This window comes from Burkholderia sp. Ac-20345 (assembly GCF_017104825.1).
Classification (GTDB): domain Bacteria; phylum Pseudomonadota; class Gammaproteobacteria; order Burkholderiales; family Burkholderiaceae; genus Burkholderia; species Burkholderia lata_B.
Map to the genome: position 1 here is coordinate 1 of NZ_JAAGPO010000160.1, position 26,201 is coordinate 26,201.

Genomic DNA, 26,201 nt, shown 5'->3' on the forward strand with positions numbered 1-26,201 from the left:
CCCCTGCGCCTCGAGCGCGCTCAGTTCGACATCGAGCACACGGCTGAGCGGCGCGGCGAACAGCGTGAAGCCGGCGGTTGCCGCTTCGAAGCCGCCGAGCGGCCGCGCGGCAAGGTCGAGCGCGTTGTGCAGCAGGATCGCGGACGCATGGCTGTTCGACTGCATGAGCGTGCCCAAGGCCACGGCGGGCGCCTCGCCCACCACCTTGACGTTGGCTTGCGTGACCGCGTCGGTCACCGCGGGGGAAACCTGTTCCGGCATGTCGTTGCTCCTGGTTGGCTCGCCGCTGCGGCGCTGTCACGGCGAAAGCATGAGTGGGTCGGTCGGCGATGCATGCCGCATGCCGCCGCCGGGGCCCGCCTGCGCGGGCGTCGACACGACGTCTGGCGCCGGGCGGCAGCCACCGATCGGGGCCGCCGCCCGGCGTCGACGCCAGGCTACGCGTCAGGCAAGCGCCCTGCCGAGCGCGAGTACATCAGCCAGCACGGAAAGCACACCGTTCGAGCCGATTTCCGTCGCGGCGGCCCCCGCGCTCGCCGGCCCGAGCGTGTACAGCTGCATCGTGCCCACGTTCGTCGAGGTCGGCAGCTGCACCGCCGACTGCGACTGCTGCTGAACCGCGTTCTCGAACAGCACGCTGAGCGAATGGCTCTGAGCCTGGTACAGCGAGCCCGTTGCCATCGCAGGCGCTTCGCCAACCACCTTGACGTTGGTTTGCGTGACCGCGTCGGTGATCGCGGCGTTCACCGCGCACGTCTTGCAGTTGCAGGGGTCTTTCGAGTCGTTTGCGCCATCTGCCATCGTATTTCTCCTGATTCGCGAACAGGCGCCGCATCGAATCGGCTCTGCCCGTTCTGTCGTTTGCTCCGGAACACCACGCGGCACCGCTGTTCAGGCGCCGGCGGCCATGCGGGTCCGCGGCGCGGCGGCGGCATTGGCGGCTCCCGCCGCTTGCGCCGCCGCTCAACCGCGGCGTTGCGATGGCGCGTCAGGCCTTGACTGCCTTCCCGATTGCGATCACGTCGGCCAGAATGGAGATGATCCCGTTCGCGCCGATTTCCGTGGCGGCCGCTCCCGCGCTTTCCGGCCCGATCGTGTAGAGCTGCATCGTCCCCACGTTCGTCGACGTCTGCGACTGGATGGCCGCCTGCGACTGCTGCTGCACCGCGTTCTCGAACAGGATGCTGAGCGAATGGCTCTGGGCCTGGTACAGCGAGCCCATCGCCATTGCCGGCGCTTCCGCGACCACCTTGACGTTGACCTGTGTGACCGCATCGGTAATCGCGGGATTGACCTGGCACACTTGACACGTATCAGCCATTTGTTGCTCCTTGGTTCACGTAGTTGAGAGGTCGCACATCGGGGGCCGGCCGGTTTCGCTTTCTGCCGAATAACCCGCGTGCTACTCCATGGACGCTTGGCCGGAGGTATCGTGAACGGCAGCGGTGACGACGGCGGTCGGTTCGGACGGTTCGGCCGGGGCAGCGCCGACGCTTCGCAACCGGTCGTCCATCGCGTCGAGCCTTGCGATGAGCCGTTCGGCGAGCGAATCGACGTATTGCCGGAAGCACGCGTCGATTTCCTGCCGGATCAGGCCAGTCAGCTGTTCGCCGATCATCGCCAGCGCCTCGCGGGTGCTGTCCTGGATCTCGGTCGCGCCTGATGCCTGCGTATCGCCCGGCGGCTCGTGCGCGTCGAGTACGCCCGACACTTTTCGCTGTTCCGACGCCAGCATGCCGAGGGTCGTCTCGTTCTGTGTGTCGATCGTCTGCAGGATGCCGCGCATCTTCTCGTACGCCTTCTGCTGGTTGAGCTGCAGGAAATGCTTGATCTGTTCGCGCGCCTCCTGCCGGGTTTTCAACTGCGGCAACGGCCGGTTCGCGGCGGGCGCCGGCGCCGGCACGGCCGTGCCCGCCGCCGGCGCTGACGGGTTCCCGCTCCTGCCCGGCAGTTGCTCCAGCAGCGCCTGTTCTTCGGCCGGCGCGAGGGGCCGCCCCAGTCGCTTCTCCGCAAACTGCCGCAGCAGCGGGTCGAGTGCTTCGTGGCTCATGGCTTACTCCCCTCGATGTCCGCCCGCGGCGCCGGTGCGTGCGGTTGGGGGGCGGACGGACGCAGCACGGAGGCGCCCTGGTCGGCAGGCGGCAATGGATATCGCATGGTGTTCTCCCGGAAATGGACGTGCGACGGCCTTGCCGGAAAGTTCGGCAGGACCGCTGTAGGGACGAACCGTGAGACGAGATTGTGAAATCGGAGATGCCTCCTCCGGCCGCCCCCATCCCCGACAATTCTTGACTGTGCCCACACCGCCAAACTGGTAGGATGCCGGTCGCCTCGGCATGGAAAGCGGACACTGGACACCCGATCGATCCCTTTTAATGGGCCGCGACCCGCCATCCGTGCCGTCCCGCCCAGGCAACGCGGTGCCCCACAGCCCCCCGTCGAACCCCGCAACACCCCGGCGTCGCCCACCCGACCCGTTGCAGCAACCGTTGGAGTGGCGCCTCGTGCGCCAGCAAGCATGAAGAACTCGAAGCCGCCCACCCGCCCCTCGCGCGAGAAAGACCGCACGCCGTTCGCACGTGCCGGCGCGCTGCTGCTGATGGCCGGCCTGCTGTACCTGCTGTGGCCTTCGGCCGAAACCGCGTACCTCGCGATGGAGTCGGTGATCCGCTGACGCGCACGGCCGTCCGGCACGCACTACGCTATACTCACGCGATGGAAACCCAACCCGCCTCGCCGAACGTGCATTGCTGGTGGCGCGCCTGACCCAGGCGGCCCGTTTCCTTTTGCATGTCCCAAACGTGATGCCGCCAGCGATGGCGGCATTTGCGTTTCTGCGCAGACACCATGGCTGGCGGCTTCGATAACCCGGAGCAACGACCAACATGACCCACCCGACCCGCCCGACCATCCTCACCGGCGACCGCACGACCGGCCCGCTGCATCTCGGCCACTACATCGGCTCGCTGCGCGCCCGCGTGCACATGCAGCACGAAGCAAAACAATTCCTGCTGCTCGCCGACACACAGGCGCTGACCGACAACATGGGCCGCCGCCAGCGCGTCACCGAGAACGTGATCGAAGTCGCGCTCGATTATCTCGCCGTCGGCATCGACCCGGCGATCTCGACGATCGTCGTGCAGTCGCAGGTGCCCGAGCTCGCCGAACTGTCGCAATACCTGCTCAACCTCGTCACGGTCGCGCGCCTCGAACGCAACCCGACCATCAAGGAAGAGATCCGCCTGCGCGGTTTCGAGCGTGACATCCCGGCCGGCTTCCTGACCTATCCGGTGAGCCAGGCGGCCGACATCACCGCGTTCAAGGCAACGCACGTGCCGGTCGGCGACGACCAGTTGCCGATGATCGAGCAGACCAACGAACTCGTGCGCCGCTTCAACGCGACCGTCGAGCAGCCCGTGCTGGTCGAATGCGAGGCCGTGCTGTCGCCGGTCACGCGGCTGCCGGGGATCGACGGCAAGGCGAAGATGAGCAAGTCGCTCGGCAACTCGATCACGCTCGGCTCGACGCCGGACGAGATCACGCAGGCCGTGAAGGACATGTATACGGACCCGAACCACCTGCGCGTGAGCGATCCCGGCCAGGTCGAGGGCAACGTCGTGTTCACGTTCCTCGATGCGTTCGAACCCGACGTGCAGAAGGTCGACGAGTTGAAAGCACACTACCGTCGCGGCGGGCTCGGCGACAGCGTCGTCAAGCGCGTGCTGAACGAGCGGCTGCAGGCGCTGATCGAACCGATCCGCGCGCGCCGCCGCGAATTCGAGGCCGACAAGGCCGAAGTGATGGCGATCCTGAAGCGCGGCACGATGCACGCAAGGGACGTGGCCGGCGCGACGCTCGCGGAGGTGAAGGGGGCGATGGGGTTGAACTACTTCGATTGAGCGGCGCCGGCAGAGCACGCGAGAATGTGCTTCGCGCGCCGGTCGGTATCGCGCCGGCGCGCGGCGATCACTGCATCACGTACGTGGGCGAGTGTCGATGCCACTGCCACTTCATCGCGATGCGTGCGCCGGCACGGACGCGTGGCACACAGCCTCGACCCGGTTGCCGGCCGGGTCGACGAGAAACGCGCCGTAGTAGTCGCCGTGATAATGCGGCCGCAAGCCGGGTTCGCCGTCGGACTGCCCGCTCGTCGCCAGGCCGGCCTCGAAAAACGCATCCACCTGCTCGCGGCTCGCGGCCTTGAAGCACCAGTGCCGCTTGCTCACGCCGACTTCGGCGGGATCCAGATAGACCGCCAGAAACGTCGATGCGGTGTCGTTCGCATTGCAGCGTTCGCCATAGCCGAGCGCGGCCGGCCGGTCATAGACCTTGGCTGCGCCCAGCGCGGCCATGATGGCATCGTAGAACGGGCGCGCCAGCTCGATATCCGGCACGCTGATTGACACGTGATCAAGCAGTTGCATGATGTTTGCTCCATTGAATGAGCGTGAGTCTACACAAGCGTGCCCGTTTCCGTCCGACCGACCATCTTTCCTGGCGCCCGTGCGACCACGCGGCATGTCGGTCAGTACTTCGGCTCACTGCGCGCCCACACAGATGCAGCACGAAGCCGCTTTCAAGGCAGGCTTCGGTCCGGAACACGGCCAGCGACACTTGGAAACCTTTCGATTCAAGCCATCCGTCGCTGCAGAAACGGCGCGTGCCTTGACGGCCTCCACACCGCTCGTCGGTGACGGCACTGCAAACGCAGGCCATCAGGCAGCCTTCGCTCGAGCGCGCGAGCCATCGCAAGCCGCACGCATTCCCTCTTTCCGAAATTGACCTGCAGCGACGGTCTCGCTAACGTGCCCCACCAATAACAAAGACAGCAAGCGAGACATGCAGCACATGCGGCTCGTTTCGCCTGCACCTCGAGGGCACCGAGTGAATACCTATCGCTACCAGAACCAGCAAAACCTGAGTCCGACCGAACTATTCTTCCTGATTGCCGCCGACGAAACGCGCAAACAAGCCGGAATAGACGATGTGGAAGCCGTTATTCTGATTCTTTCCGGCCTGCCGATCCTTCCGACCCGCGCCAAACCGCTCGGGGCGACCCAAGGCACCTCCGTCGCATCCGTGATGGCACGATCGGTATTCCGGCATGAATTCAAACGCAAGGTACTACCGACCGTCACGCTACAAAGCATCAAGAATCTGCGTGTGATCCTGACTCATCGTCTTGCAGTGTTCGTTGGCCGGACCGTGCCGGGCGTCGGCTGGGTTCTGCTCGCCAAAGATGCCTTCCATATTGTCCGGAACACCGTTTCCCGGTACAACCAGATTGCAAAACCGGAGGACAGGATTCTGTAATGGACGACCGTCAATTGTGGGAACGACTGGAAGCATTCGTTCGCGAGGAAGCAGCCGTATCGAGCAAGCGCCGGATTACCGGGAGTACGTCCGTATCCGACGATCTCGGACAAACCGGAGACGATGCGGACATCTTCATGGATCGATTCTTCACCCGATTCGAGGTGGATCGCGGCGACTACGATTTCGGACGTTACTTCCTGATGGAGGGCGAAGGGATCCTTTATCACATCGTGCGCAAGTACCTGTTCAGGAAACCCCATACATTCGAACGGGAGGCATTGACCGTCAGCATGCTGTGCAAGGCCGTCTCACTGGGCAAGTGGGACGCCGACGCGATCAAGGAATGATCGGCACCGGCAGCCACCCGCACTTGCGCGACCGGTCGTCAATCTCTGCCGGCCCTTAGTCCACTCCGCCGATGCCGCCCCCGCACGCCCCCGCTATCGTTTCCCCGTCATCCCCCAACCCACGACACCATGACGCCACAGGAAACGATCGACCGGATGGAGATCCAGGATCTGCTGACCCGCTACTGCCACGCCGTCGATCGCCACGACTGGCACGAATTCGAGCGCCTCTTCGCGGCCAATGCGAACCTCGACTACACGGCCTTCGGCGGTCCGGCCGGCAGCCGTGCGGAGATTGCCGCCTATCTGGAACAGGTGACGTCGGCATTGCGCGGCACGCAGCATACGATCTCGACGGCGCTGCTGATCGTCGACGGCGACGCCGCAACCGCGCGAACCGCCGGCCAGGCGATGATGATCTCGGCCGATGAAGCCGGCGACGATCGCGTGTGCTTCGTCGGGCTCTGGTATCGCGACCTGCTGGTGCGAACCGAATGCGGGTGGCGCATCCGGAGCCGCACGCAGGAGCGCAGCTGGATGCACCATGCGCCACCGGTCGCGGTGCGCTGAGCGAGCGCCCCGCGCGGCGCAATAAGTCACTTCAACTGCATCAGTTGAATGAGGTTCCCGCACGTATCGTCGACGACCGCGACGCGCACGGGCCCCGCGTCCATCGGCTCCAGCGTGAAGCGGACATCGAGATCCCTGAGCCGCGCGAACTCCGCATCGAGATCGTCGACCTGGAACGATGCCGCCGGAATGCCGTCCTCGTACAGCGCCTGCTTGTAAGGCCCGACCGCGCGATGGTTGCTCGGCTCGAGCAGCAGCTCGGTGCCGTCCGGCTGATCCTTCGACACCACGGTCAGCCAGCGGTACTCGCCCACCGGCACGTTGTTCTTCAGCTTGAACCCGAGCTTGTCGGTGTAGAACGTCAACGCCTTGTCCTGGTCGTCGACAAAGATACTCGTCACGTAGATTCGCATTTCAACCTCTCCTGAAATTGCAGCAGGCACCGCCGCTCGCGCGGTCACGCCGCATCGATCACGGGCCTCGCCCCGCCGCTATTCTTCGTCGAAATCGATGACAAACGCATAACCGCCGTCGATCAGCTTGCGCAGGTAGCCGTCGAAGTCGTCGGCGATCACCGCATAGCTGTCGGGATCGTGCGGGAAGCGCACGACCTGCCCGACCTTGCCGCCCGGCGCCTGCTCGAAATCGATATAGCGCTGCGACGCGCCCCCGCCTACGTGATCTGGTACGTCGACGCCGGCACGAACTCCTCCGGCATCGGGCGTTCGCCCAGTTCGAGCACCGACCGCTCGATCGTGCGCGTCATCGCATCGAGCGCCAGCGCATTCGGCGCGAGGCCGAACGGCTCGGCCACCTCGCTCGCGATCGCTTCGAGCGCGATCAGCGTGTACGAGATGAACACGCAGATCAGCGGCGTGAAGAACTCCGTCGAATCGACGAGGCCGAACGGCAGCAACACGCAATACGCATACACGGTGCGATGCAGCAGCACGCTGTACGAAAACGGGATCGGCGTCGACAGGATGCGTTCGCAACCACCAACTGATTTGCCTACCTCATCGAGTTGCGTCTCGAACATCCAGCAGGTCGCGTCGCTACCGGGCGCACGGCCCAGCGCGCGGACGATACCGCCGCGCAGCTCGTCGAGGATCGCGACGGGCTTGAAGCATTTGCCTCCAAGCTCAGCCGTGCGCTCCGCCCCGAGAATGCGCTGCAGGTCCGCCGTCGGATCGGTATGACGAAGCTGATGCTTCAGCGCATAGGTGAGCGCGATCAGCAGGTCGGCGAGCCGGTTGCGCTCCGCATCGCTCACGCTGTCGGGCAGGTAGCGATTGAACTGCGACGTCAGCGTACGCGCCGCGATCAGCAGGTTGCCCCACAGATGCCGCGCCTCCTTGAAGCGCTCGAAGCTCGCGTTGTTGCGAAACCCGAGGAAGATCGCGAGCGCGAGCCCGAACAGCGTGAACGGCGCGGTGTTGAGCGGGATCTTCTCGCCGAAGATGCGTCCGTTCGTGAAGACCGCCAGCGTGCTGACGATCGCCATGAACACGAGCTGCGGAATGATCGATTGCAGCACGGAGCCGTTCCAGACGAACAGCATCCTGAGCCAGTTTTGTTGTGGTCGGACGATCATGGTGTTTTCTCGACTGCCTGGGGGTGCATCAAACGGCGCGCCGGCGCCCGATGCGCAACGGCCCGCGCGTGGCGGGCCGCTGTCGGGTGAGTGCCGGGCACGGGTGCCGCGCTGCGCGTGATGATACGCCCGCGCCCACTGCACCCGCCGCGCCCGTCACATCGTGCGGGGTTCGGTGAAAGCCGCTCAGTGATAGCCGATGTCGCCCTCGCGCACCTTGCCGCGGAACACGCGGTACTGCATCGCGTTGTACACGAGGATGATCGGCAGCACGATCACGGTGCCGACGAGCGCGAACTTCTGGCTCGAAGGGCTCGACGAGGCGTCCCAGATCGTCAGCGACGGCGGCACGATGTTCGGCCAGATACTGATCACGAGCCCCGTGTAACCGAGGAACACGAGCGCGAGCGTCAGCAGGAACGGCGTGGCCTCGTGCTCGCGCTTCACGGTGTGGAAGATGCCCCACACGCACGCGACGACGAGGACCGGCACCGGCAGGAACCAGCCGAGGTTGCCGCTGCCGAACCAGCGGTGCGCAACGGCCGGCAGCCCGATCACGGTCCACAGGCTGACCACGCCCATCACGGCGAGCAGCACGCCCGCGAGTGGCTTCATCAGGAGGCGCATCTTGCGCTGCAGTTCGCCGTCCACCTTCAAAATCAGCCAGCCGCAGCCGAGCGTCGCATACGTGACGAGCACGCCGATCCCGCACAGCAGGCTGAACGGCGACAGCCAGTCGAACGGCCCGCCCGCGAACTGGTTGTTCTCGATCTTGATGCCCTGCAGCAGCGAACCGAGCACGATCCCCTGGCAGAACGCGGCGAGTGCCGAGCCGCCGATGAACGCGAGATCCCACATGTGTTGCGTGCGGGTGGCCTTCGCGCGCAGCTCGAACGCCGCACCGCGGAAGATCAGCCCGACCAGCATCAGCACCAGCGGCAGGTAGTTCGCCGGCAGCAGCGTCGAATACACGACCGGGAATGCGCCATAGAGGCCCGCGCCGCCGAGCACCAGGAACGTCTCGTTGCCGTCCCACACCGGCGCGACGGTGTCGAGCATCACCTGGCGCTCGGCCTTCGCATCGAAGAACGGAAACAGCAGGCCGATGCCGAGATCGAAGCCGTCCAGCATCACGTAGATGAATACGCCAAGGCCGATGATCGCGGCCCAAATGACAGGAAGATCGATTTGCATGGCTTACTCCGCTTCGGTGACGTTCAGCGGCGTGGACAGCGCGCTCTTGCGCAGCCCCGGATGCCGGTGCAGCTCGATATACCCGGCCTGCGCAGCCGGCCCGCGCTTCATCAGTTTCATCATGTAGTAGATACCCGTTCCGAACACCAGGAAATACACGACCACGAAGATCAGCAGCGACACGCCGACCTGCTGCGCGCTGAGCGGCGCGACGGAATCGACGGTGCGCAGCACGCCGTAGACAGTCCACGGCTGCCGCCCGACCTCGGTCGTGATCCAGCCGGCCAGCAGCGCGAGGATGCCCGACGGCCCCATCGCCACCACGAACCACTGGAACCAGCGCGTTTCATACAGGCGCCCGCCCTTTCTCAGCAGCAGCCCGAGCAGCGCGGTGAGCAGCATCAGCATCCCGAGGCCCGCCATGATCCGGAACGTCCAGAACACGATCGGCGAATACGGGCGATCCTGCGGCGGGAATTCCTTCAGCCCGCGAATCTCGCCGTCCCAGCTGTGCGTGAGGATCAGGCTGCCGAGGTGCGGCACCTGGATCGCATAACGCGTGGTTTCGGCCTGCATGTCGGGCAGCCCGAAGAGGTTCAGCGCGGTGCCGCCCTTCTCGGTTTCCCACAGCCCCTCGATCGCCGCGATCTTGGCCGGCTGGTATTCGCGGGTGTTCAGCCCGTGCGCGTCGCCGACGACGATCTGGATCGGCGCGAGCACCAGCAGCATCCACAGCGCCATCGAGAAGCTGCGCTTCACCGGCTCGTCGCGGCGCCCCTTGAGCAGGTGCCATGCGCCGCACGCGGCGACGATGAAGCCCGCGACGATGAACGCCGCGATCGTCATGTGCACGAGACGGTACGGGAACGACGGGTTGAAGATGATCTTGAACCAGTCGACCGGCACGACGAGGCCGTTCTCGATCTTGTAGCCCTGCGGCGTCTGCATGAAGCTGTTCGACGCGAGGATCCAGAACGTCGAGATCAGCGTACCGACCGCGACCATCAGCGTCGCGAAGAAGTGCGCGCGCGGGCTGACGCGCTGCCAGCCGAACAGCATCACGCCGAGGAAGCCGGCTTCGAGGAAGAACGCCGTCAACACTTCATACGTGAGCAGCGGGCCCGTGATGTTGCCCGCGACGCGCGAGAAGCCGGCCCAGTTGGTGCCGAACTCGTACGCCATCACGACGCCGGAGACCACGCCCATCCCGAAGCCGATCGCGAAGATCTTCGACCAGAACTGGAACATGGATTTGTAGGCGGCATCGCCGGTGACGAGGTAGCGCCATTCCAGCACCGCCAGGAAGCTCGCCATACCGATGCTGATCGCGGGAAACACGATGTGGAACGACACCGTGAACGCGAATTGCAATCGGGCGAGATGGAACGCATCGAAGATTTCCATGACCGTAATTTGCTCGTAGTTGTGAGGACGTACGCTCGAAGCAGGAAATCGCGCGACGGCTTGGCGACAACACATGCGAACACAAACGGTCACTCGCATGGCATCGAAGCGTGAATGACGATATCGCGTTTGCAACGATACTCGCAATCGTTCGAACGTGCGTTGAAACTGTGCTGCTTCCGCTGCCAAAGATGTGTGTACGGAAAACACATTTCGTGCCTGCGGGATGGTCAGCTGTACTGCTTTCCGCGTTGCGGCGCTGTGCATCCGGTGCGCCCGTCATCCCCCTTAACATCCCATGAAACGCCTGCCCGAGGCCTCGGCGCGCCCCCTCGGCCGCGCCCGCCCGGCAGCATCGATTCCCCTGGTCCGGCGCCCGCGCCCGACCCGGCCGGCCCGCCGGCCGACCCGACTGGAGAAAACCGCATGGAGTCCTGCATCCGCCGCGACGATCCGACCGGCAGCACCGCGTGTCATGTGACACGCCACCGTGCCGGCGACGCGTGCGACACCGTCGACCGCGTCGTCGACGAAACGCCGGTTGCACTCGTGTTCAACGATATTGCGCACACGGTCATGATGGCGACCCCGATCGACCTCGACGTGTTCGGCCTCGGCTTCGCGCTGAGCGAAGGCATCGTCGAGCGCGCGTCGGACGTGTTCGACATCGAAAGCGAATGCCGGGCCGGCAGCGCCGAAGTGCGGCTTACCGTGTCGCAGCAGGCGTTCATGGCGATGAAGGCGCACCGGCGCGCGCTGGCCGGCCGCACGGGCTGCGGCGTATGCGGGATCGAAAGCATCGCGCAGCTCGACCTGCACCCGCCGCGCATCGCCGCGGCCGGCACGGCCGCCGGTATCGGTGCGGAAGCAATCGCACGCGCCGCGCGTGAGTTGCCGGCCCACCAGACGCTGATGCGCGAGACGGGCGGCATCCACGCAGCCGCCTGGTGCGACCGCGACGGCGCCGTGCTCGACGTGTTCGAGGACGTCGGCCGCCACAACGCGCTCGACAAGCTGATCGGCCGGCTCGCGCGGCGCCGCGCAAACCTGCACGAGGGCTTCGTGTTCCTGTCGAGCCGCGCAAGCTACGAACTGGTGCGCAAGGCCGCGCGGGTCGGCATCCCGATGATCGCGACGATCTCGGCGCCGACGTCGCTCGCGATCGACGTCGCCCGCGAAGCCGGCGTGCGGCTGGTCGGCTTCTGCCGCAACGACGGCTTCGTCGAGTACGTGTCGCCCGCCGCCGCTCACCCCTGTCACCCCGACCAACCGGCGCCTGCGCCCGCGCATCCGGCTCTCTCCTGATGAAACCCCTGACCGATTTCGATACCGCGCAGCAGCATTTCGCGAGCGCGTTCGCGCCGCTTGCGGCCACCACGTCCATCCCGGTTGTGGAAGCCGCCGGCCACGTGCTGGCTGCGCCGCTCACCGCCGTGCTCGACCAGCCGCCGGCCGACCAGAGCGCGATGGACGGCTACGCCGTGCGTCACGCGGATCTCGCGCACGGCGAGCCGCTGCACGTCGCGCAGCGCTGCTATGCGGGCGACACGCCGGTGCCGCTGGCCCCGCGGACGGCCGCGCGCATCTTCACCGGCAGCGTGATTCCGCCCGGCGCGGACACCGTCGTGATGCAGGAGCACGCACGCGAGCAGGACGGCTGGGTCGCGTTCGACGCGCCGCAGCGCAGCGGCTCGCATATCCGCCGCCGGGGCGAGGAAGTGCGCGCCAGCGACCTGCTCGTGCCGGCCGGCGTACGCATGGGCGCGATGCATGTCGGCGTGGCCGCCGCGCAAGGGTTCGCGCGCGTCGACGTGCGCCCGGCGCTGCGCGTCGGCATCCTGACGACCGGCGACGAACTCGTCGCGTGCGGCCAGCCGCGTGCGCCGCAACAGATCTACAACAGCAATGCGCCGATGCTCGCCGCGCTGGTGTCGGGAACCGGCGCCGAAGTCGCGATGAGCCTGCATGCGGCCGACACGGCGCCGGCCGTCGATCGTGCGCTGCGCGACCTGCACGCGGGCTGCGACCTGGTGATCTGCGTCGGCGGCGCGTCGGTCGGCGACAAGGATCTGCTGCGTCCCGCGCTGGACGCGCTCGGCGCATCGTTCATCGTCACCGGCGTACGCATGAAGCCGGGCAAGCCAGTTGCGCTCGCGCGGTTCGACACGCAACCGGTGGTGCTGCTGCCCGGCAATCCAGGTGCCGCGATGACCGCGTTCGCGCTGTTCGTCGCGCCGCTGATCCGCCGCCTGCAGGGGCGCAATGCACGCCTGCCGATCGTGCCGTCGCTGCCGATCGACGCCGACTTCGAATCGGATGCGCAGCGCGAGCGCTTCGTGCGTGTGCACTGCACGGTCGGCCTCGACGGCACGCCCGCCCTCGACACGCTGCGCCAGCAAGGCGCCGGCACGCTGCAGTCGCTCGTGCAGGCGACCGGGCTGGCCCGGCTACCGGCCGGGCAGCGCATCGTGTGCGGCGACGCGGTACCGTATTACGAATTCGCGCACTGGCTCGCATGAACGCGACGCCGGACACCCGTCCGATCCGCGCCCTTCGCCGCGCAGGCCACGCTGGCCGCTCGGCGAACTGTATTCCTGCAATTCGGGCGCGATTGTGTCCCTGCCGGAAAAACCCGGCGGACTATCCTCACGAAGAGGCTCGTCACGCGCCGTGCGCCTGCACATCCGCACACGCACGGCCGACCGGCGACGCCCCACCGCTTACTTCTTGCAGGCCGACGAACCGATCGTGAATGCCATCGCTTCCGCCGCGCCGGCCGCTGCCGCACCTTCCGGCGGCGCATCGCCCGGCGCTTTCCCCCGCACGTCCGACACGCTCGGCCGCCCGTTGCGCGACCTGCGCCTGTCCGTGATCGACCAGTGTAATTTCCGCTGCGGCTACTGCATGCCGCGCGAAAGCTTCGGCTCCGACTACGCATTCATGCCGTCGTCCGAGCGCCTGTCGTTCGCGCAACTGGAAAAGATCGCCCGCGCGTTCACGTCGCTCGGTGTCGAAAAGATCCGCATCACGGGCGGCGAGCCGCTGCTGCGCCGCAACCTCGAAGCGCTGATCGAACGCCTCGCCGCACTGACGACCGTCGACGGCAAGCCCGTCGAAATCGCGCTGACGACCAACGGCTCGCTGCTGGCCGCGAAGGCGCGCACGCTGCGCGACGCGGGCCTGTCGCGCGTGACAGTCAGCCTCGATGCGCTCGACGACGCGGTGTTCCGCCGGATGAGCGATGCCGACGTGCCCGTGTCGCGCGTGCTGGACGGCATCGAGGCCGCGCAGGCGGCCGGGCTCGCGCCGGTCAAGGTCAACGCGGTGATCGAACGCGGCGCGAACGACGACCAGATCCTGCCGCTCGTGCGGCACTTCCGTCATACCGGCGTGGCCGTGCGCTTCATCGAATACATGGACGTCGGCGGCGCGAGCTTCTGGTCCGGCGACAAGGTCGTACCGGCCGCACGGATGCGCGAACTGATCGACGAACACTATCCGCTCGTGCTCGTCGGCGAGCCGGGGCACGACGCGACCGCGATCCGTTGCGCGCACATCGACGGCGCGGGCGAAGTCGGCTTCATCGCGAGCGTGTCGCATCCGTTCTGCGGCACGTGCTCTCGCGCCCGCGTGTCGGCCGACGGACAGCTCTACACGTGCCTGTTCGCGACGCAAGGCACCGACCTGCGGCCGTGGCTCGACGACACAGCGTCGAGCGCCGACCTCGCCGCCGCCGTGCGCGATCGCTGGACGCACCGCGACGACCGCTATTCCGAGCGCCGGGCCGCACGGCCTGCCCGTGCGCCGGGCAAGACCTACCCGACCGTGCGCATGTCGCTGGTCGGCGGCTGAGGGGCCGCCGCGCGACCCAGGACGCACCGCCTACAGGAGAATCGTCATGACGACTTTCACCGAATCCCGTGCCGGGCTGCCGGACGATCCGTTGCACGCCGGCAGCACCGCTCCCGACAACGCGACCGAGCCGCACCCCGAGCCGCCACCATCGATTGCCGCCGGCTTCGAAGTTCGCGTGCAGTACGCGTCGATCGACGCCGGCGCCGAGCTCGCGCCGATCGTTCGCAATCCAAATGTCGGCGCGGTCGTGAATTTCCTCGGTGTCGTGCGCAACGAGGGCGACGTCGACGACGTGATCGCGCTCGAGGTCGAGCACTATCCGACGATGACCGAACAGGCCCTGTGGAGCATCGTCGAGGAAGCCAGCGCGCGCTGGCAGCTCGAAACGATCAAGATCGTGCATCGCGTCGGGCGCATTCCGCTCGGCCAGGCGGTCGTGCTGGTCGTGGTGGCCGCCGCGCATCGCGGGTCCGCGTTCGATGCGTGCGAATTCCTGATGGACTTCCTGAAGACCCACGCACCGTTCTGGAAGAAGGAGATCCGCCACGACGGCGTATCCGGCTGGGTCGAGGCGAAAGCGCACGACGACCAGGCGATGCGGCGCTGGGGCTGAGCGTATGCGCTGCGCGTGCTCCGATTCCGCCGAGTGATTCCTTTCAAGACATCGCGATGAAACTGACGATCAAATACTTTGCAAGCATCCGCGAACAACTCGATCTCGACGAGGAAATCGTCGAGATCGCTGCGCGCGAACTCACCGTCGACGCGCTGCGCGACACGCTGGCCGCACGCGACGCGCGCAGCGCGGAAGCGCTGCGGATGGACCGGCCCGTGCGGGCCGCCGTGAATCTCGAGATGGTGACGGGGGAATTCGTCGTGCGGGAGGATAGCGAAGTGGCGTTTTTCCCGCCGGTGACGGGCGGCTGACATCACGACGAGCCGGAAGGAATCCGGCATGACATCGATCGCCCGTCACCGTTCGCACGCGTTGGCGTTGCGTATCAGCCGCTCACAGCCGGCATCGCGGCCCGGCTCGACAGATAGTCGACCATCCGTTGCGCGGCCGGTTGCAGCGCATCGAAGCTCCTGAAGCAGACGACGAACCGGCGCTTCGCCCACGCATCGACCAGCGGGATCACCTTGATGCCGAACACCGGCCGATACGTGTCGGCCACTTCCATCGGCACGACACTGATCCCGAGCCCGGCCGCGACGACGCGAAACGCGGCATCGAAACCCGACACGATCACGCGATACGACACCGTCGTGCCGGCATCGGCGGCCGCGCGCTGCAGCAGCGTGTGAACGGCGGTCGTCGGCAGCAGGCCGACATGCTCGTAGCCCAGCGTCTGCTCGAAGCTCAGCGACGGCGCGTTCGCGAGCGGATGATCGCGATGCACGGCCAGCGCCAGCCGGTCCTGCCGATATGGCCGATGCTGCAGGCCCTGAAGATCGACGTTGTCCCAGCACACGCCCACGCTCGCCGCGCCTTCGCGCAACTGCCGCACGAGTTCGGACGACAACCGCTCTTCCACGTCGACCCGGATGTTCTCGTTGGCCGGTTCGCGCATGAACGACGAAATGTCGTCGAGCAGTGCCTCCGCGATCGCCGACGCCGATGCGCAGATGCTGACGCGCCCCTTCAGCCCGCCGCCGAACGCGGCGATATCGCTCGCGATGCGCTCCATCGTGAAAAGCACGCTGCGCGCGTGCTCGAGCAACGCATTACCCGCGGCCGTCGGCTCGACGCCGCGCCGCGAGCGCGTGAGCAGCGGCACGCCGAGGTCGCTTTCGAGTTGCGCGATGCGCTTGCTGATCGCCGACGGCTCGATATGAACCGCCTCCGCCGCCCGCGCCATGTTGCGGTGATCGCACACGGCCACCAGCAGCCGCAGCGTTTTCAGGTCGATGTCGCGCATCCGCCGTCTCCAGGCAATCAAGCATTCAGACATTCCATTTCGGAAACCTGGCGGTTCCGAAATACCGCTTCAATGTCCATCAGGAATGTCTAAAGTTAGCACGACGCCGGTGCATCGACACGGGCGAAATCAACGGAGACAAGCGACATGCGGTCGTTCCCCCAACATGCAGTCATACGCGAAGTGGGCTTGCGCGACGGGCTGCAAAGCATCCCGCGCATTCTTCCGACGAAACACAAGATCGAGTGGATCGGCGACGCGTACGCGGCCGGTCAGCGCGAAATCGAGGTCGGATCGTTCGTGCCCGCGCGCCTGCTCCCGCAACTGGCCGATACGGCCGAGCTCGTGTCGTATGCGAAGACGCTGCCTGGGCTGCGCGTGTCGGTACTGGTGCCGAACCTCAAGGGCGCGGAACACGCGATCGACGCAGGTGCCGACCTGATGCTGGTGCCGCTCTCGGCGAGCCGCGCGCATAGCATCGCGAACCTGCGCAAGACACCCGACGAAGTCGTCGCTGAAGTTGCGCGCATCCGCGCCGCGCGCGATGCGGCCGGCTCGAAGACGCTGATCGAAGGCGGTATCGGCACCGCGTTCGGCTGCACGATCCAGGGCCGCGTCGAGCAGTCCGCGGTGCTGCGTTACCTGCATGCGTTGCTCGATGCCGGCGCCGACCGCGTGAGCATCGCCGATACGGTGGGCTACGCGGGGCCGGCCGCCGTCGGTGAACTGTTCGGCAAGGCGCGCGCCGCCGCGGGCGAGCGCTTCTGGTGCGGCCACTTTCACGACACGCGCGGCCTCGCGCTCGCGAATGTGTACGCGGCGCTCGAAACGGGTGTCACCCGCTTCGACGCGACGCTCGCCGGCATCGGCGGGTGCCCGCATGCGCCCGGCGCAAGCGGCAACGCGTCGAGCGAAGACCTCGCGTTCATGCTCGCCGACATGGGGATCGAAACCGGCATCGACATTGCCGCGCTGCTGACGCTGCGCGCGAAGGTCGCCAGCTGGCTCGACGGCGAAACGCTGCACGGCGCGCTGTGGCGCGCGGGCCTGCCGCCCACCCACGCCGCCGCGGCCACCACCACCGTCTGAATCCATCATGAACCACGACACCCGACTTCCACTCGACGGCATTCGCGTCATCGAATTCACGCACATGGTCATGGGGCCGACATGCGGGATGATCCTCGCTGATCTCGGCGCCGAAGTGATCAAGATCGAGCCGCCCGGCGGAGACAAGACGCGCAACCTGCCCGGCCTCGGCATCGGCTTCTTCCGTTCGTTCAACCGCAACAAGAAGAGCGTCGTGCTCGACCTCCATACGCCCGAAGGCAAGGCGGCCGCGGTCGAACTGATCGGCACCTGCGACGTGATGCTCGAGAATTTCCGGCCCGGCCTGATGGCGACGCTCGGCCTCGACTACGACACGCTGTCGGCACGCTACCCGGCGCTCGTCTACGTGACGCACAAGGGCTTCCTGCCCGGCCCGTACGACCGGCGCCTCGCGCTCGACGAAGTCGTGCAGATGATGGGCGGGTTGTCGTACATGACGGGGCCGGTCGGCCGGCCGCTGCGCGCCGGCACGTCGGTCAACGACATCATGGGCGGCATGTTCGGTGCGATCGGCGTGCTCGCCGCGCTGCGCGAACGCGAATGCACGGGCCGCGGGCAGGAAGTGCAGAGCGCGCTGTTCGAGAACTGCGTGTTTCTGTGCGCGCAGCACATGCAGCAGTACGCGATGACGCACGAACCGCCGCCGCCGATGCCGGCGCGCGTGTCGGCGTGGAGCGTCTACGACGTGTTCACGCTCGCGGACGGCGAACAGCTGTTCATCGGCGCGGTCAGCGACCGGCAGTTCGTCACGCTGTGCGACGTGCTCGCGTGCCCCGGGCTCGCCGCGGAACCGGAGTTCGCCACCAACGCGCAGCGGGTCGCCGTGCGGCCGCGGTTGCTCGAACGGCTCGGCGCGATCCTGAAGGACCACCGCGCCGCCGAGCTGTCGCCGAAACTCGAAGCGGCCGGCATTCCGTATGCGCCGATCGTCCGTCCCGAGCAACTGCTCGACGATCCGCACCTGAAAGCGAGCGGTGGACTGGTGCCGATGCAGACCGACGACGGCCACACGACCGATGTCGTGCTGCTGCCGATCACGATGGGCGGACGACGGCCCGGCGTGCGCCAGGCGCTCGCGCGCGTCGGCGAGCACACGCAGGAAGTGCTGGCACGGCTGAAACGCCGCGCGGTCGCATGAGCGGCAGCCGATGCCGGTCCGGCAACAGCCGGCCGGCGTCGAAGCAGGCCCGGCCGCGCGCCGCCATGAATTCGGCGCCCCGTCCACATCGCGCTCGCCTATAACCGTTTTCAAGGCAGGCAGCTCGAAGAAGCATGCCGCCCGTCAGAGGATCAGGAGACAACCCATGCATCAGACCGTCACCGCGGGCGGCGCCCCGCTCGATACGCCGCAGGTCCGCGCCGGCATCCGCGCCGGCGCGGACATCTCCGCGCGCATGGACCGGCTGCCGATCACCCGGCACCAGTGGATGCTCGTGCTGCTGATCTCCCTCGGCGGCTTCTTCGAAGTCTACGACCTGATCTTTACCGGCTATATCGCGCCGGGCATGGCCAAAAGCGGCCTGTTGCAAACCACCACGCAGGCATTCTTCGGCTTCACCGGCATCGCCGCCTTCATCGCGGCGACCTTCGCGGGGCTGTTCGTCGGCACGTTCGGCTTCGGCTGGATGCCGGACCGCTACGGGCGCCGCGCCGTCTTCACGTACTCGCTGCTGTGGTACTCGATCGGCTCGGCCATCATGGCATTCCAGACGACGCCCGAAGGCGTGCTGCTGTGGCGCTTCATCACCGGCATCGGCGTCGGGCTGGAGATCGTCACGATCGACACCTACGTGACCGAACTCGTCCCGCAGCAGATGCGCGGCCGCGCGATCGCGTTCAACCAGGTGGTGATGTTCACCGCAGCACCGGTCGCGGCGATCCTGTCGTGGTGGCTCGTTCCCGCGACGGTGTTCGGGCTCGACGGCTGGCGCATCGTGGTGCTGGCCGGCTCGGCCGGCGCCGTGATCGTCTGGTTCATCCGCCGCGCGGTGCCCGAAAGCCCGCGGTGGCTGGCCGCGCACGGCGATGCCGAACGAAGCGAGCGGATCGTGAGCCGGATGGAAGCGATCGCCGAGCGCGAGTCGGGCATGCCGCTGCCGCCGCCCGCACCGGCGAGCGAAGCCCCTGAAGTGCGCAGCGCGGCGTTCGCGGCATTGTGGCGCGCGCCCTATCGCGCCCGTCTGCTGATGCTCGTCGCGTTCAACTTCTGCCAGGCCATCGGCTATTACGGATTCGCGAACTGGGTGCCGACACTGTTGATCGGCCAGGGCATCACCGTCACGAAGAGCCTGCTGTATGCGTTCGTCATCGCGTTCGCAATGCCGGCCGGGCCGCTGCTCGCGATGCGCTATGCGGACCGGATCCAGCGCAAGCACCTGATCGTCGGCGGTGCGCTGGCCGTGATCGTCTGCGGGCTCGCGTTCGCGCAGGTCAAGACCGTCGTGCCGCTCATCGTGCTCGGCGTGCTGATCAGCCTCGCCGGGCAGACGATCTCGGTCGCGTATCACGCATACCAGTGCGAGCTGTTCCCGACCGAGGTGCGCTCCCGCGCGAGCGGCATCGCATATTCGGCCAGCCGCGCCGGCGCGATGATGTCGGGCTTCATCATCGCGGCGTTGCTGAAGGATTTCGGCGTTCCCGGCGTGTTCACCGGGATCACAGTGTTCATGCTGGTCGTGGTGGTCGTCATCGGCGCGTTCGGCCCAAGGACCAACGGCGTGCGGCTCGAGGAGCTCAATCGCTGACGCCTGGAACCGTCCGGGTTACGCCGGACGGCGCCAGGGAAGAACGCCCCCTTCTACCGCATGCACGCCGCGGCCAGCTTTCCGACTGCGATCACCGCCTGCTCGATCTCCGGCGACCACGGGCTGCTGTAGTTCAGCCGGATGAAGTTCCGGTAGCTGTCCGTGATCGAGAACATGTAGCCGGGCCCGATCGTGATCCCCTGCTCCAGCGCGAGCTGGTACAGCCGCATCGCGTCGACCTGCGCGGGCAGCTCGACCCACAGCACGTAGCCGCCCGCCGGGCTGGAAATGCGCGTGCCCTCCGGAAAAAACCGCGACACCATCGCGCGCATCAGGTTCGCCTGCTGCGCATACGCCTTGCGCAGGCGCCGCAGGTGATGCTCGTAGCCGTCGCGTTCGAGAAACTCCGCGATCGCGAGCTGCGGCAACGATGGCGTCGCGAGCGTGTTCAGGAATTTCAGCTTCTCGACCTGGTCGCGATAGCGGCCCGGCAGCGCCCAGCCGATCCGGTACGCGGCCGTCAGGCTCTTCGAGAACGACGAGCAGTGCAGCACGATCCCGCTGCGGTCATAGGACTTCAGCGAACTCGGATGCGCATCGCCGAAATACAGTTCGTTGTACACGCCGTTCTCGATCAGCGGCATCCCGGCCTTCGTGGCGAACTCGACCAGCTCGCGCTTGCGCTCGTCCGGCATCTGGAAGCCGAGCGGGTTCTGGAAGTTCGGCATCACCATGCACGCGGCGATCGGCTGCGACTTCGCGATCGCGGCCAGCGCAGCGATGTCGATCCCGTATTCCGGATGCGTCGCCACCTCGATCGCCTTCATCCCCATCCGTTCGATCGCGTGCAGCATCGCGTAGAACGTCGGCGACTCCACCGCGATCGTGTCGCCCGGCTTCGCAACGGCCTGCAGGCACAGGTTGATCGCCTCCGTCGCGCCGACCGTCACGATGATCTCGTTCGGGTCCACCGACATCCCGTTTTCCAGGTAGCGCCGCGCGATCTGCCGGATCAGCCGCGGATGGCCGGGCGGCAGCCCGTCCGTCACGCCCCACAGCGACTTGTCGCGGCCAGCGGCATACGCGTAGCGGTTCAGCTTCTCGAACGGGAACAGGCTCGGGTCCGGATACGGCGAGCCGAGCGGCACCGCGTCGTCGGTGCCGATCGAGCGCAGCGTCGACAGCACGAGCCGGCTCACGTCGACCGATGACGAGATCGCGATCGGCTTCGACGGCCGCAACTCGCGCACCGGCGCATGGCCGTCGTCGCGCCGCAGGTTCACGAAATAGCCCGACTGCGGCCGGCTTTCGAGCAGCCCGCGGCTTTCCAGCAGCAGATATGCATGCAGCACGGTCGTGATGCTGATCCGGTGCTGCTGGCTCGCCTGCCGCACCGACGGAATCCGGTCGCCGTGCCGGTACACGCCCTGGCGGATCAGGCGCTCGATGTCATCCGCGAGTTTTTCATAGAGTTTCATCGCGCGCCTCCCGCCGGCCCGTGCAGCCGTGCTGCCCTGCCGTTTGCGTCGGACACGCACGTGTTTCGCCCGCCGACCGGGCCGTCGTGATTCCTGATCTTTCCCTCCGGTTTTGCCTTTTCCATCGCACTGGCTCTCTCTTGAAGATGCGCCAACAGGGTTCCGGAACGACTGGATCTGCGGCACTGTGCACTTGATGATGGAATCTTAAGAGCAGAACAGTTGGCGGCGAGTACACACATCGACCACGCGAACAAGAGTACAGTTCGGCGCCAATCGCGCATGGTGGGAGAACTGTACGTCTTATGAAATGGCCGGGCGGCCGGAAGCGTGGTGCGGCGCGGCCGGATCGGCCCGGAACGCCCGCCGCACGGCCTTTCGCGGGGTTGCGTCAATTGGGGTGCAATACTGTGCGCCCGCACGGTTTTCACTGCCGGAGTCAGACCATGCAGTACACGATCGAACAGGCATCCCCCCTCGGCGGCATGATCCGCGCCGCCCGGAACATACAGAAATGGCGCCAGAACGACGCCGCCGACAAGGAGGCCGCGGATGACTGATCGCGCCCTCGTCGACCAGCTCGTCGCGCGGCTGACCGGCCGCGCCGACCATCCGCGCTTCACCGGCGCGCCGATCGACCTGTCGACACTCGACGCGCACACGCTCGGCGCAGTCTGGCCAGCCCTGCGCCGTGTCGAGCACGAGATCATGCTGCGCGACCGCGCATTCGGCGATCCGCGCGCCGAATTCGCACGCTGGCTGCACGGGCAGATCGATGCACTCGGACTCGTGCCGCTCGTCGACGCCGATGCCGCGCTCGAACTGTTCCGCGACATCCCCGCCGGCGGGTGGAAACGCGCGCTCGGTGAGTTGCCCTGCCTCGACGCGCTGCCGTCGCCGGTACTGCAGGCGGAACTCGCGCGCATCGCGAGCGAACCGGAGGAAGGCGGCGTGCACACGGCGTCCAGCACGTATGGCGTGTATGCACTCGACCGGTTCGCGGGCCGCCGCGACTTCTCGGCGCGGCGCGACGCGTATGCGCAAGTGCTGGCGGATTCGCCGTTTCGCGTGCGCGAACTCGACGTGCTGCCCGAACTCGGGCCGGCCGCGCTGCTCGCGCTGGCCGCAACGAACGACGGCTACTTCGCGCCGAGGCGACTGTGGCTCGACGTCAGCGATCCGGCCGTCACGCTCGCGGAAGACGCCGCGTACATCGCGTTCGCGCGCGATGCGCTGACCGAAGCCGCGCAGCAGGTCGCGGCGCTCCATGCGGGCGCCGTTCCATACGAAGCCGATCGCGCGTTCACGACCGACGACGCGCAGGTCGTCGCGCGCGCCGCGCGGGTGGCCGCCTATCGCGACGAAGCGTGGCTGCGCCCGCTGATCGGGCCGCTGCTGACCGGCGTGTGCGTCGCGCCGACGGCCGCGAAAACCGCGCCGTCCCAGTCGCTCGCGATCGCGCTCGGCCACGCGGTCGAGACGATCCCCACGCCCGAGAGCGTGCGTGCGCTGCGCGAGGCCCTCGCCATCGTGCGGCATGCCGGCGTGCAGAAGAAGCTCGCGCGCAACCTGAAACCGGCCGAGCGTGCGCTCAGCGAGCGACCGCACACCGCGCTGCGCATGACGCTCGACGCAAAGCCCGACAAGAAGCAGCTCGCGATGCTTGCCACTTGCATGGAAGCCGGCTTCTGGCAGTCGATGACGCTCGGCCATGCCGAATGGCGCGAGCGTCTCGTCGATGCGCCGGCCGGTGCCGCATTCGCCGCGCGCACGATCTGGCACGCGCGCGGCCCCGATGGCTCGACGCAGTCGTTCATGCCGGACATCGCGAAGGGCAAGGTCGTGCTGCGCGATGCGGCCGGGCATGCGATCGACGTCGCCGGCGACAGCGATATCCGGCTATGGCACCCGCTGCTGGCCGACGCGGACGAACGGCTCGCGTGGCAGCGCGCGATCGTCGGCCGCACGCTGCGGCAGCCGGTCAGGCAGGCCTTCCGCGAATACTACGTGCCGGCCGACGGCGACGCAGCGGCCAGCGATTCCGCGATGTTCGAAGGCCACGTGCTGTCGAGCCGGCCGCTGCTCGGCGTCGCGCGCCGCGAAGGCTGGTCGATCCACGCGTACGACGACGGGCTCGTCCGCGAATTCGGCGACGTGCGCGCGACCTTCTTCGTCGATGCGCGGCTCTATCCGGGCTCGGAAAGCCACGGCACGTCGCGCCGGCTGCACGTCGAGCGCCGGCACGACCGGCACTGGGTGCCGCTGCCGATCGGCGAGATCGATCGCGTCGTGTTCTCGGAAGTGGCGCGTGCGGTCGACCTGCTCGTCAGCGTCGCCGCGTTCGCGCTCGACGACGATGCGACCCGCGCGGCGGCCGCGGCACTCACGGTCGACCCGGTGCGCCAGCGTGAGCGCGAAGCGGAACGCGGGCAGCGCCTGAACCGGTTGTCGGATGTGCCGCTTGGCACGATGGCGCGGCATCGCCGGCACGTGCTGTCGCTCGTGTTCGCCGGGCCGCTGGCGCAAGGGAAGATGACGATCGACGAACGCCATGTGCGCGTCGGCGCGTGGTCGGTGCATTGCGCGACCGGGCGCGTGATGCGCGACGGCGAACCCGTCGAACCCGCGATCGAGCCGCCGCCGTCGCCGCTGCGCGCGGTGCCGTGGCTGCCTTACGACGAAGCGCTGCTGCAGCGGATCGTCGACATCGTCGCGGGGCTGCTCGACTGAGCGGCGGCGGTCAGATCGAACCGAACAGCGCGCGCGGCCGGTCCTTCAGCGTGCCGGCGAGAATCCGCAGCCCGTTGACGAGCTCGTCGCGGGTGGCCGGGCACGCGAGGTTGATGCGCACGCCGTGCTCGATTTCCGCGCGATCGACCGCGAACGTCGACGACGGCATCACGATCACGCCGCGTGCCTTCGCATTCGCGGCGAAGTCGTCGGCCCGCCACGGCGGCGGCAGGCGCAGCCACACGAACATGCACGCCGGATCGGATTTCAGCTGCCCGGCCGGCAGCAGTTCCCTTGCAAGATCGACCCGCGCGCGGATCTCCGCGAGTTGCGCGGCCATGATCCGCTCGGCGGTGCCGTCCTCGATCCACACCGTCGCGATCAGCATCGACGTGGGGGCCGGCATCCATGCAGTCGTGCGCACCGCCTCCGCGCACAGGGCGACGCTGTCGCGCGGGCAGCTCAGGTAGCCGAGGCGCAGCCCCGGCGCGAGGATCTTCGACGTCGCGCCGATATGGAACGTCAGCTCGGGGCACAGCCCCGCGATCGCCGGCAGCCGGTCGCGCACGAGCGGGCCGTACACGTCGTCCTCGATGATCGTCACGTGATGACGCCGCGCGATGTCGACGAGCGCCATCCGGCGCGCGAGGCTCATCGTCGTCACGGTCGGGTTCTGCAGGTTCGGTACGACGAAGATCGCCTTGACCGGCATGCGCTGGCAGATCCGCTCGATCTCGTCGGGCAGCAGGCCGTCGTCGTCGGCAGGCGCGCTGACGATCTCGAACTGGAACACCGGCGCGAGCGCCTTGAGCCCGTAATACGTGAGCCGATCGGCCACGATCACGCCGTCGGTGCCGATCAGGCTGTTCAGCACCGCGTACAGCCCGTGCTGCGCGCCGCTCGTGACGACCACCTGGTCGCGCGACGGCGTGAAGCCCGGCGCGGCGAGCCACTGTGCGCCGGCCGCGCGCGCCCAGTCGGGGCCCTGGGGCGGCTGGTACTCCTGCAGCGCGGCGAAACGCGGATCGTTCGGCAGCGTGCCGAACGTCTGCGCGAGGCTCGCGAGAAATTCGCCGGTCGCGGGACGGTTCACGGTCAGGTCGATCACGCCGTTGCCCGCTGCAAGCGACGCGCGGGCCGGCTCGATGCTCGGCATCGCGCCGCCGGTGACGAGCGAGCCGCGGCGTTTGCTGCCGATCACGAGGCCGCGCAGCTGCAATTCCTTGTACGCACGGGACACGGTCGACACGTTGATGCCGAGCTCGGTCGCGAGCTGGCGTTGCGGCGGCAGGCGGCTGCCCGGTGGATACGTGCCGTTGCGGATTTCCTCCTCGATCGAGCTCGATACCTCGACATAAGTCGGCCGCTTCGCCTGCGCCGGCAGGCTGCTATCGCGCTCGCCGGAAAGTTTGTCTGATGCCATTTGTCGCCCGTGACCACACAAAAAGCGTTTGTCTGCCATTTTGACCTGCCCAGCGATTGTAGCCGACATCCCCTGCCCGTCAAACGTCAGCCGAAATGTCTGTTGAATCAGTCGATTGGAATCGGGTAAACACTGGCGCCACACAATCTCATTTTGATTGCACACAAAAAATTACTGTGTGATTCTTTATCTCAACTTTGTGTGAATCATGCAGACCGGAGGGGATGCGTCATGGCGAATATCGCCATCGTGGGTGCAGGCTTCATCGGGCTCGGCGCGGCGGCATGGCTGCAGCGCGACGGGCATCGCGTGACGCTGTTCGATCCGGACGGCGTCGGCCAGGGCGCGTCGTTCGGCAATGCCGCGACGTTCGCGCCGTACGGCTGCGTGCCGGTGAACGGCCCGTCGGTGTTCCGCGACATGCCCCACTTCCTGTTCGCCGCCGACAGCCCGCTGCGCATCCGCTGGCCGTACCTGCTGCACGGCGCGCCGTGGCTCGCGCGGTACCTGCTCGCGT

General features: G+C 67.2%; 27 protein-coding genes. 15 read left to right on the forward strand and 12 right to left on the reverse strand.

Features of this window, described 5'->3' with window-relative positions:
• From G3O06_RS49325 to G3O06_RS35510, 4 genes are all read right to left on the reverse strand, one after another.
• Window positions 1–261: RebB family R body protein (locus tag G3O06_RS49325; RefSeq protein ID WP_241020410.1), on the reverse strand; the 261-nt coding region annotated here is incomplete at its 3' end.
• A 183-nt stretch (window positions 262–444) separates the two neighbouring features.
• A complete protein-coding gene (locus G3O06_RS35500) occupies window positions 445–801 on the reverse strand; it encodes a RebB family R body protein (RefSeq protein ID WP_174973447.1) in 357 nt (118 codons plus the stop codon).
• Between the two features lie 187 nt (window positions 802–988).
• Complete coding sequence (locus G3O06_RS35505; RefSeq protein ID WP_174950012.1) at window positions 989–1,321, reverse strand: RebB family R body protein; 333 nt, start codon at window positions 1,319–1,321, stop codon at window positions 989–991.
• A gap of 81 nt (window positions 1,322–1,402) precedes the next feature.
• Complete coding sequence (locus G3O06_RS35510) at window positions 1,403–2,050, reverse strand: hypothetical protein (protein WP_205818983.1); 648 nt, start codon at window positions 2,048–2,050, stop codon at window positions 1,403–1,405.
• Between the two features lie 468 nt (window positions 2,051–2,518).
• Here G3O06_RS35510 and G3O06_RS35515 point away from each other — a divergent pair, with 468 nt between their 5' ends.
• Together G3O06_RS35515 and trpS are read left to right on the forward strand one after the other, a co-directional pair.
• Complete coding sequence (locus G3O06_RS35515) at window positions 2,519–2,674, forward strand: hypothetical protein (RefSeq protein WP_174969675.1); 156 nt, start codon at window positions 2,519–2,521, stop codon at window positions 2,672–2,674.
• A gap of 211 nt (window positions 2,675–2,885) precedes the next feature.
• Entirely contained in the window at window positions 2,886–3,899 is a 1,014-nt protein-coding gene (trpS, locus tag G3O06_RS35520; protein WP_205818984.1) for a tryptophan--tRNA ligase, read from the forward strand.
• 111 nt (window positions 3,900–4,010) lie between these two features.
• Here trpS and G3O06_RS35525 read toward each other — a convergent pair whose 3' ends face one another.
• Window positions 4,011–4,424 carry a VOC family protein gene (locus tag G3O06_RS35525; RefSeq protein ID WP_205818985.1) on the reverse strand — a complete coding sequence of 138 codons (414 nt, stop codon included), beginning with the start codon at window positions 4,422–4,424 and terminating at the stop codon, window positions 4,011–4,013.
• Window positions 4,425–4,848: 424 nt separating this feature from the next.
• Between G3O06_RS35525 and G3O06_RS35530 the strand changes: the two genes are divergently transcribed.
• The 3 genes from G3O06_RS35530 to G3O06_RS35540 all read left to right on the forward strand — a co-directional run bounded on the left by G3O06_RS35530 (window position 4,849) and on the right by G3O06_RS35540 (window position 6,233).
• Window positions 4,849–5,313 (forward strand): STM2901 family protein, encoded by a 465-nt coding sequence (locus G3O06_RS35530; protein WP_174998422.1) that lies wholly within the window; start codon window positions 4,849–4,851, stop codon window positions 5,311–5,313.
• A complete protein-coding gene (locus G3O06_RS35535) occupies window positions 5,313–5,663 on the forward strand; it encodes a DUF1493 family protein (RefSeq protein ID WP_205818986.1) in 351 nt (116 codons plus the stop codon). The genes G3O06_RS35530 and G3O06_RS35535 overlap by 1 nt, the downstream gene beginning before the upstream one ends.
• 129 nt (window positions 5,664–5,792) lie before the next feature.
• Window positions 5,793–6,233: a nuclear transport factor 2 family protein gene (locus G3O06_RS35540; RefSeq protein ID WP_174969671.1), complete on the forward strand. Its 441-nt coding sequence runs from the start codon at window positions 5,793–5,795 to the stop codon at window positions 6,231–6,233.
• Between the two features lie 26 nt (window positions 6,234–6,259).
• On the opposite strand, the gene G3O06_RS35545 is transcribed toward G3O06_RS35540, so the two are convergent.
• The 4 genes from G3O06_RS35545 to G3O06_RS35560 form a co-directional block, all read right to left on the reverse strand.
• Window positions 6,260–6,646: a VOC family protein gene (locus G3O06_RS35545; RefSeq protein WP_174969670.1), complete on the reverse strand. Its 387-nt coding sequence runs from the start codon at window positions 6,644–6,646 to the stop codon at window positions 6,260–6,262.
• Between the two features lie 260 nt (window positions 6,647–6,906).
• Entirely contained in the window at window positions 6,907–7,827 is a 921-nt protein-coding gene (locus G3O06_RS35550) for a bestrophin family ion channel (protein ID WP_205818987.1), read from the reverse strand.
• Between the two features lie 186 nt (window positions 7,828–8,013).
• Window positions 8,014–9,021 (reverse strand): cytochrome d ubiquinol oxidase subunit II, encoded by a 1,008-nt coding sequence (gene cydB, locus G3O06_RS35555; protein ID WP_205818988.1) that lies wholly within the window; start codon window positions 9,019–9,021, stop codon window positions 8,014–8,016.
• Between the two features lie 3 nt (window positions 9,022–9,024).
• On the reverse strand, window positions 9,025–10,425 hold the full coding sequence (locus G3O06_RS35560) for a cytochrome ubiquinol oxidase subunit I (protein ID WP_011349658.1): 1,401 nt from the start codon (window positions 10,423–10,425) through the stop codon (window positions 9,025–9,027).
• Between the two features lie 426 nt (window positions 10,426–10,851).
• On the opposite strand from G3O06_RS35560, the gene fdhD reads away from it, so the two are divergent.
• The 5 genes from fdhD to moaD all read left to right on the forward strand — a co-directional run bounded on the left by fdhD (window position 10,852) and on the right by moaD (window position 15,207).
• Complete coding sequence (gene fdhD, locus G3O06_RS35565) at window positions 10,852–11,730, forward strand: formate dehydrogenase accessory sulfurtransferase FdhD (RefSeq protein WP_205818989.1); 879 nt, start codon at window positions 10,852–10,854, stop codon at window positions 11,728–11,730.
• Entirely contained in the window at window positions 11,730–12,944 is a 1,215-nt protein-coding gene (gene glp / locus G3O06_RS35570; RefSeq protein WP_205818990.1) for a gephyrin-like molybdotransferase Glp, read from the forward strand. The genes fdhD and glp overlap by 1 nt, the downstream gene beginning before the upstream one ends.
• 208 nt (window positions 12,945–13,152) lie before the next feature.
• Window positions 13,153–14,277, forward strand: coding sequence for a GTP 3',8-cyclase MoaA (moaA, locus tag G3O06_RS35575; RefSeq protein WP_205818991.1), 1,125 nt, complete (start codon window positions 13,153–13,155; stop codon window positions 14,275–14,277).
• A 46-nt stretch (window positions 14,278–14,323) separates the two neighbouring features.
• The gene (locus G3O06_RS35580; RefSeq protein WP_174969664.1) at window positions 14,324–14,893 is read left to right on the forward strand and encodes a molybdenum cofactor biosynthesis protein MoaE; all 570 of its coding nucleotides are present in this window, start codon (window positions 14,324–14,326) and stop codon (window positions 14,891–14,893) included.
• A gap of 56 nt (window positions 14,894–14,949) precedes the next feature.
• Window positions 14,950–15,207 (forward strand): molybdopterin converting factor subunit 1, encoded by a 258-nt coding sequence (gene moaD, locus G3O06_RS35585; RefSeq protein ID WP_205818992.1) that lies wholly within the window; start codon window positions 14,950–14,952, stop codon window positions 15,205–15,207.
• A gap of 74 nt (window positions 15,208–15,281) precedes the next feature.
• Here the strand turns inward: moaD and G3O06_RS35590 are convergent, their stop codons facing one another.
• Window positions 15,282–16,199: a LysR family transcriptional regulator gene (locus G3O06_RS35590; RefSeq protein WP_122950532.1), complete on the reverse strand. Its 918-nt coding sequence runs from the start codon at window positions 16,197–16,199 to the stop codon at window positions 15,282–15,284.
• A gap of 147 nt (window positions 16,200–16,346) precedes the next feature.
• Here G3O06_RS35590 and G3O06_RS35595 point away from each other — a divergent pair, with 147 nt between their 5' ends.
• From G3O06_RS35595 to G3O06_RS35605, 3 genes are all read left to right on the forward strand, one after another.
• Window positions 16,347–17,288, forward strand: a complete 942-nt coding sequence (locus tag G3O06_RS35595; protein WP_205818993.1) for a hydroxymethylglutaryl-CoA lyase — start codon at window positions 16,347–16,349, stop codon at window positions 17,286–17,288.
• Between the two features lie 7 nt (window positions 17,289–17,295).
• Window positions 17,296–18,447, forward strand: coding sequence for a CaiB/BaiF CoA-transferase family protein (locus G3O06_RS35600; protein ID WP_205818994.1), 1,152 nt, complete (start codon window positions 17,296–17,298; stop codon window positions 18,445–18,447).
• Window positions 18,448–18,613: 166 nt separating this feature from the next.
• Complete coding sequence (locus tag G3O06_RS35605; protein WP_205818995.1) at window positions 18,614–20,053, forward strand: MFS transporter; 1,440 nt, start codon at window positions 18,614–18,616, stop codon at window positions 20,051–20,053.
• Between the two features lie 53 nt (window positions 20,054–20,106).
• Here the strand turns inward: G3O06_RS35605 and G3O06_RS35610 are convergent, their stop codons facing one another.
• Window positions 20,107–21,531: a PLP-dependent aminotransferase family protein gene (locus tag G3O06_RS35610; protein ID WP_175130470.1), complete on the reverse strand. Its 1,425-nt coding sequence runs from the start codon at window positions 21,529–21,531 to the stop codon at window positions 20,107–20,109.
• 552 nt (window positions 21,532–22,083) lie between these two features.
• Here G3O06_RS35610 and G3O06_RS35620 point away from each other — a divergent pair.
• Window positions 22,084–24,261 carry a DUF4132 domain-containing protein gene (locus G3O06_RS35620; protein ID WP_205818996.1) on the forward strand — a complete coding sequence of 726 codons (2,178 nt, stop codon included), beginning with the start codon at window positions 22,084–22,086 and terminating at the stop codon, window positions 24,259–24,261.
• 10 nt (window positions 24,262–24,271) lie between these two features.
• Here the strand turns inward: G3O06_RS35620 and G3O06_RS35625 are convergent, their stop codons facing one another.
• Window positions 24,272–25,684, reverse strand: a complete 1,413-nt coding sequence (locus G3O06_RS35625; protein WP_205818997.1) for a PLP-dependent aminotransferase family protein — start codon at window positions 25,682–25,684, stop codon at window positions 24,272–24,274.
• Window positions 25,685–25,915: 231 nt separating this feature from the next.
• Between G3O06_RS35625 and G3O06_RS35630 the strand changes: the two genes are divergently transcribed.
• On the forward strand, window positions 25,916–26,201 hold a 286-nt coding region (locus G3O06_RS35630), incomplete at its 3' end, for an FAD-dependent oxidoreductase (RefSeq protein ID WP_205818998.1).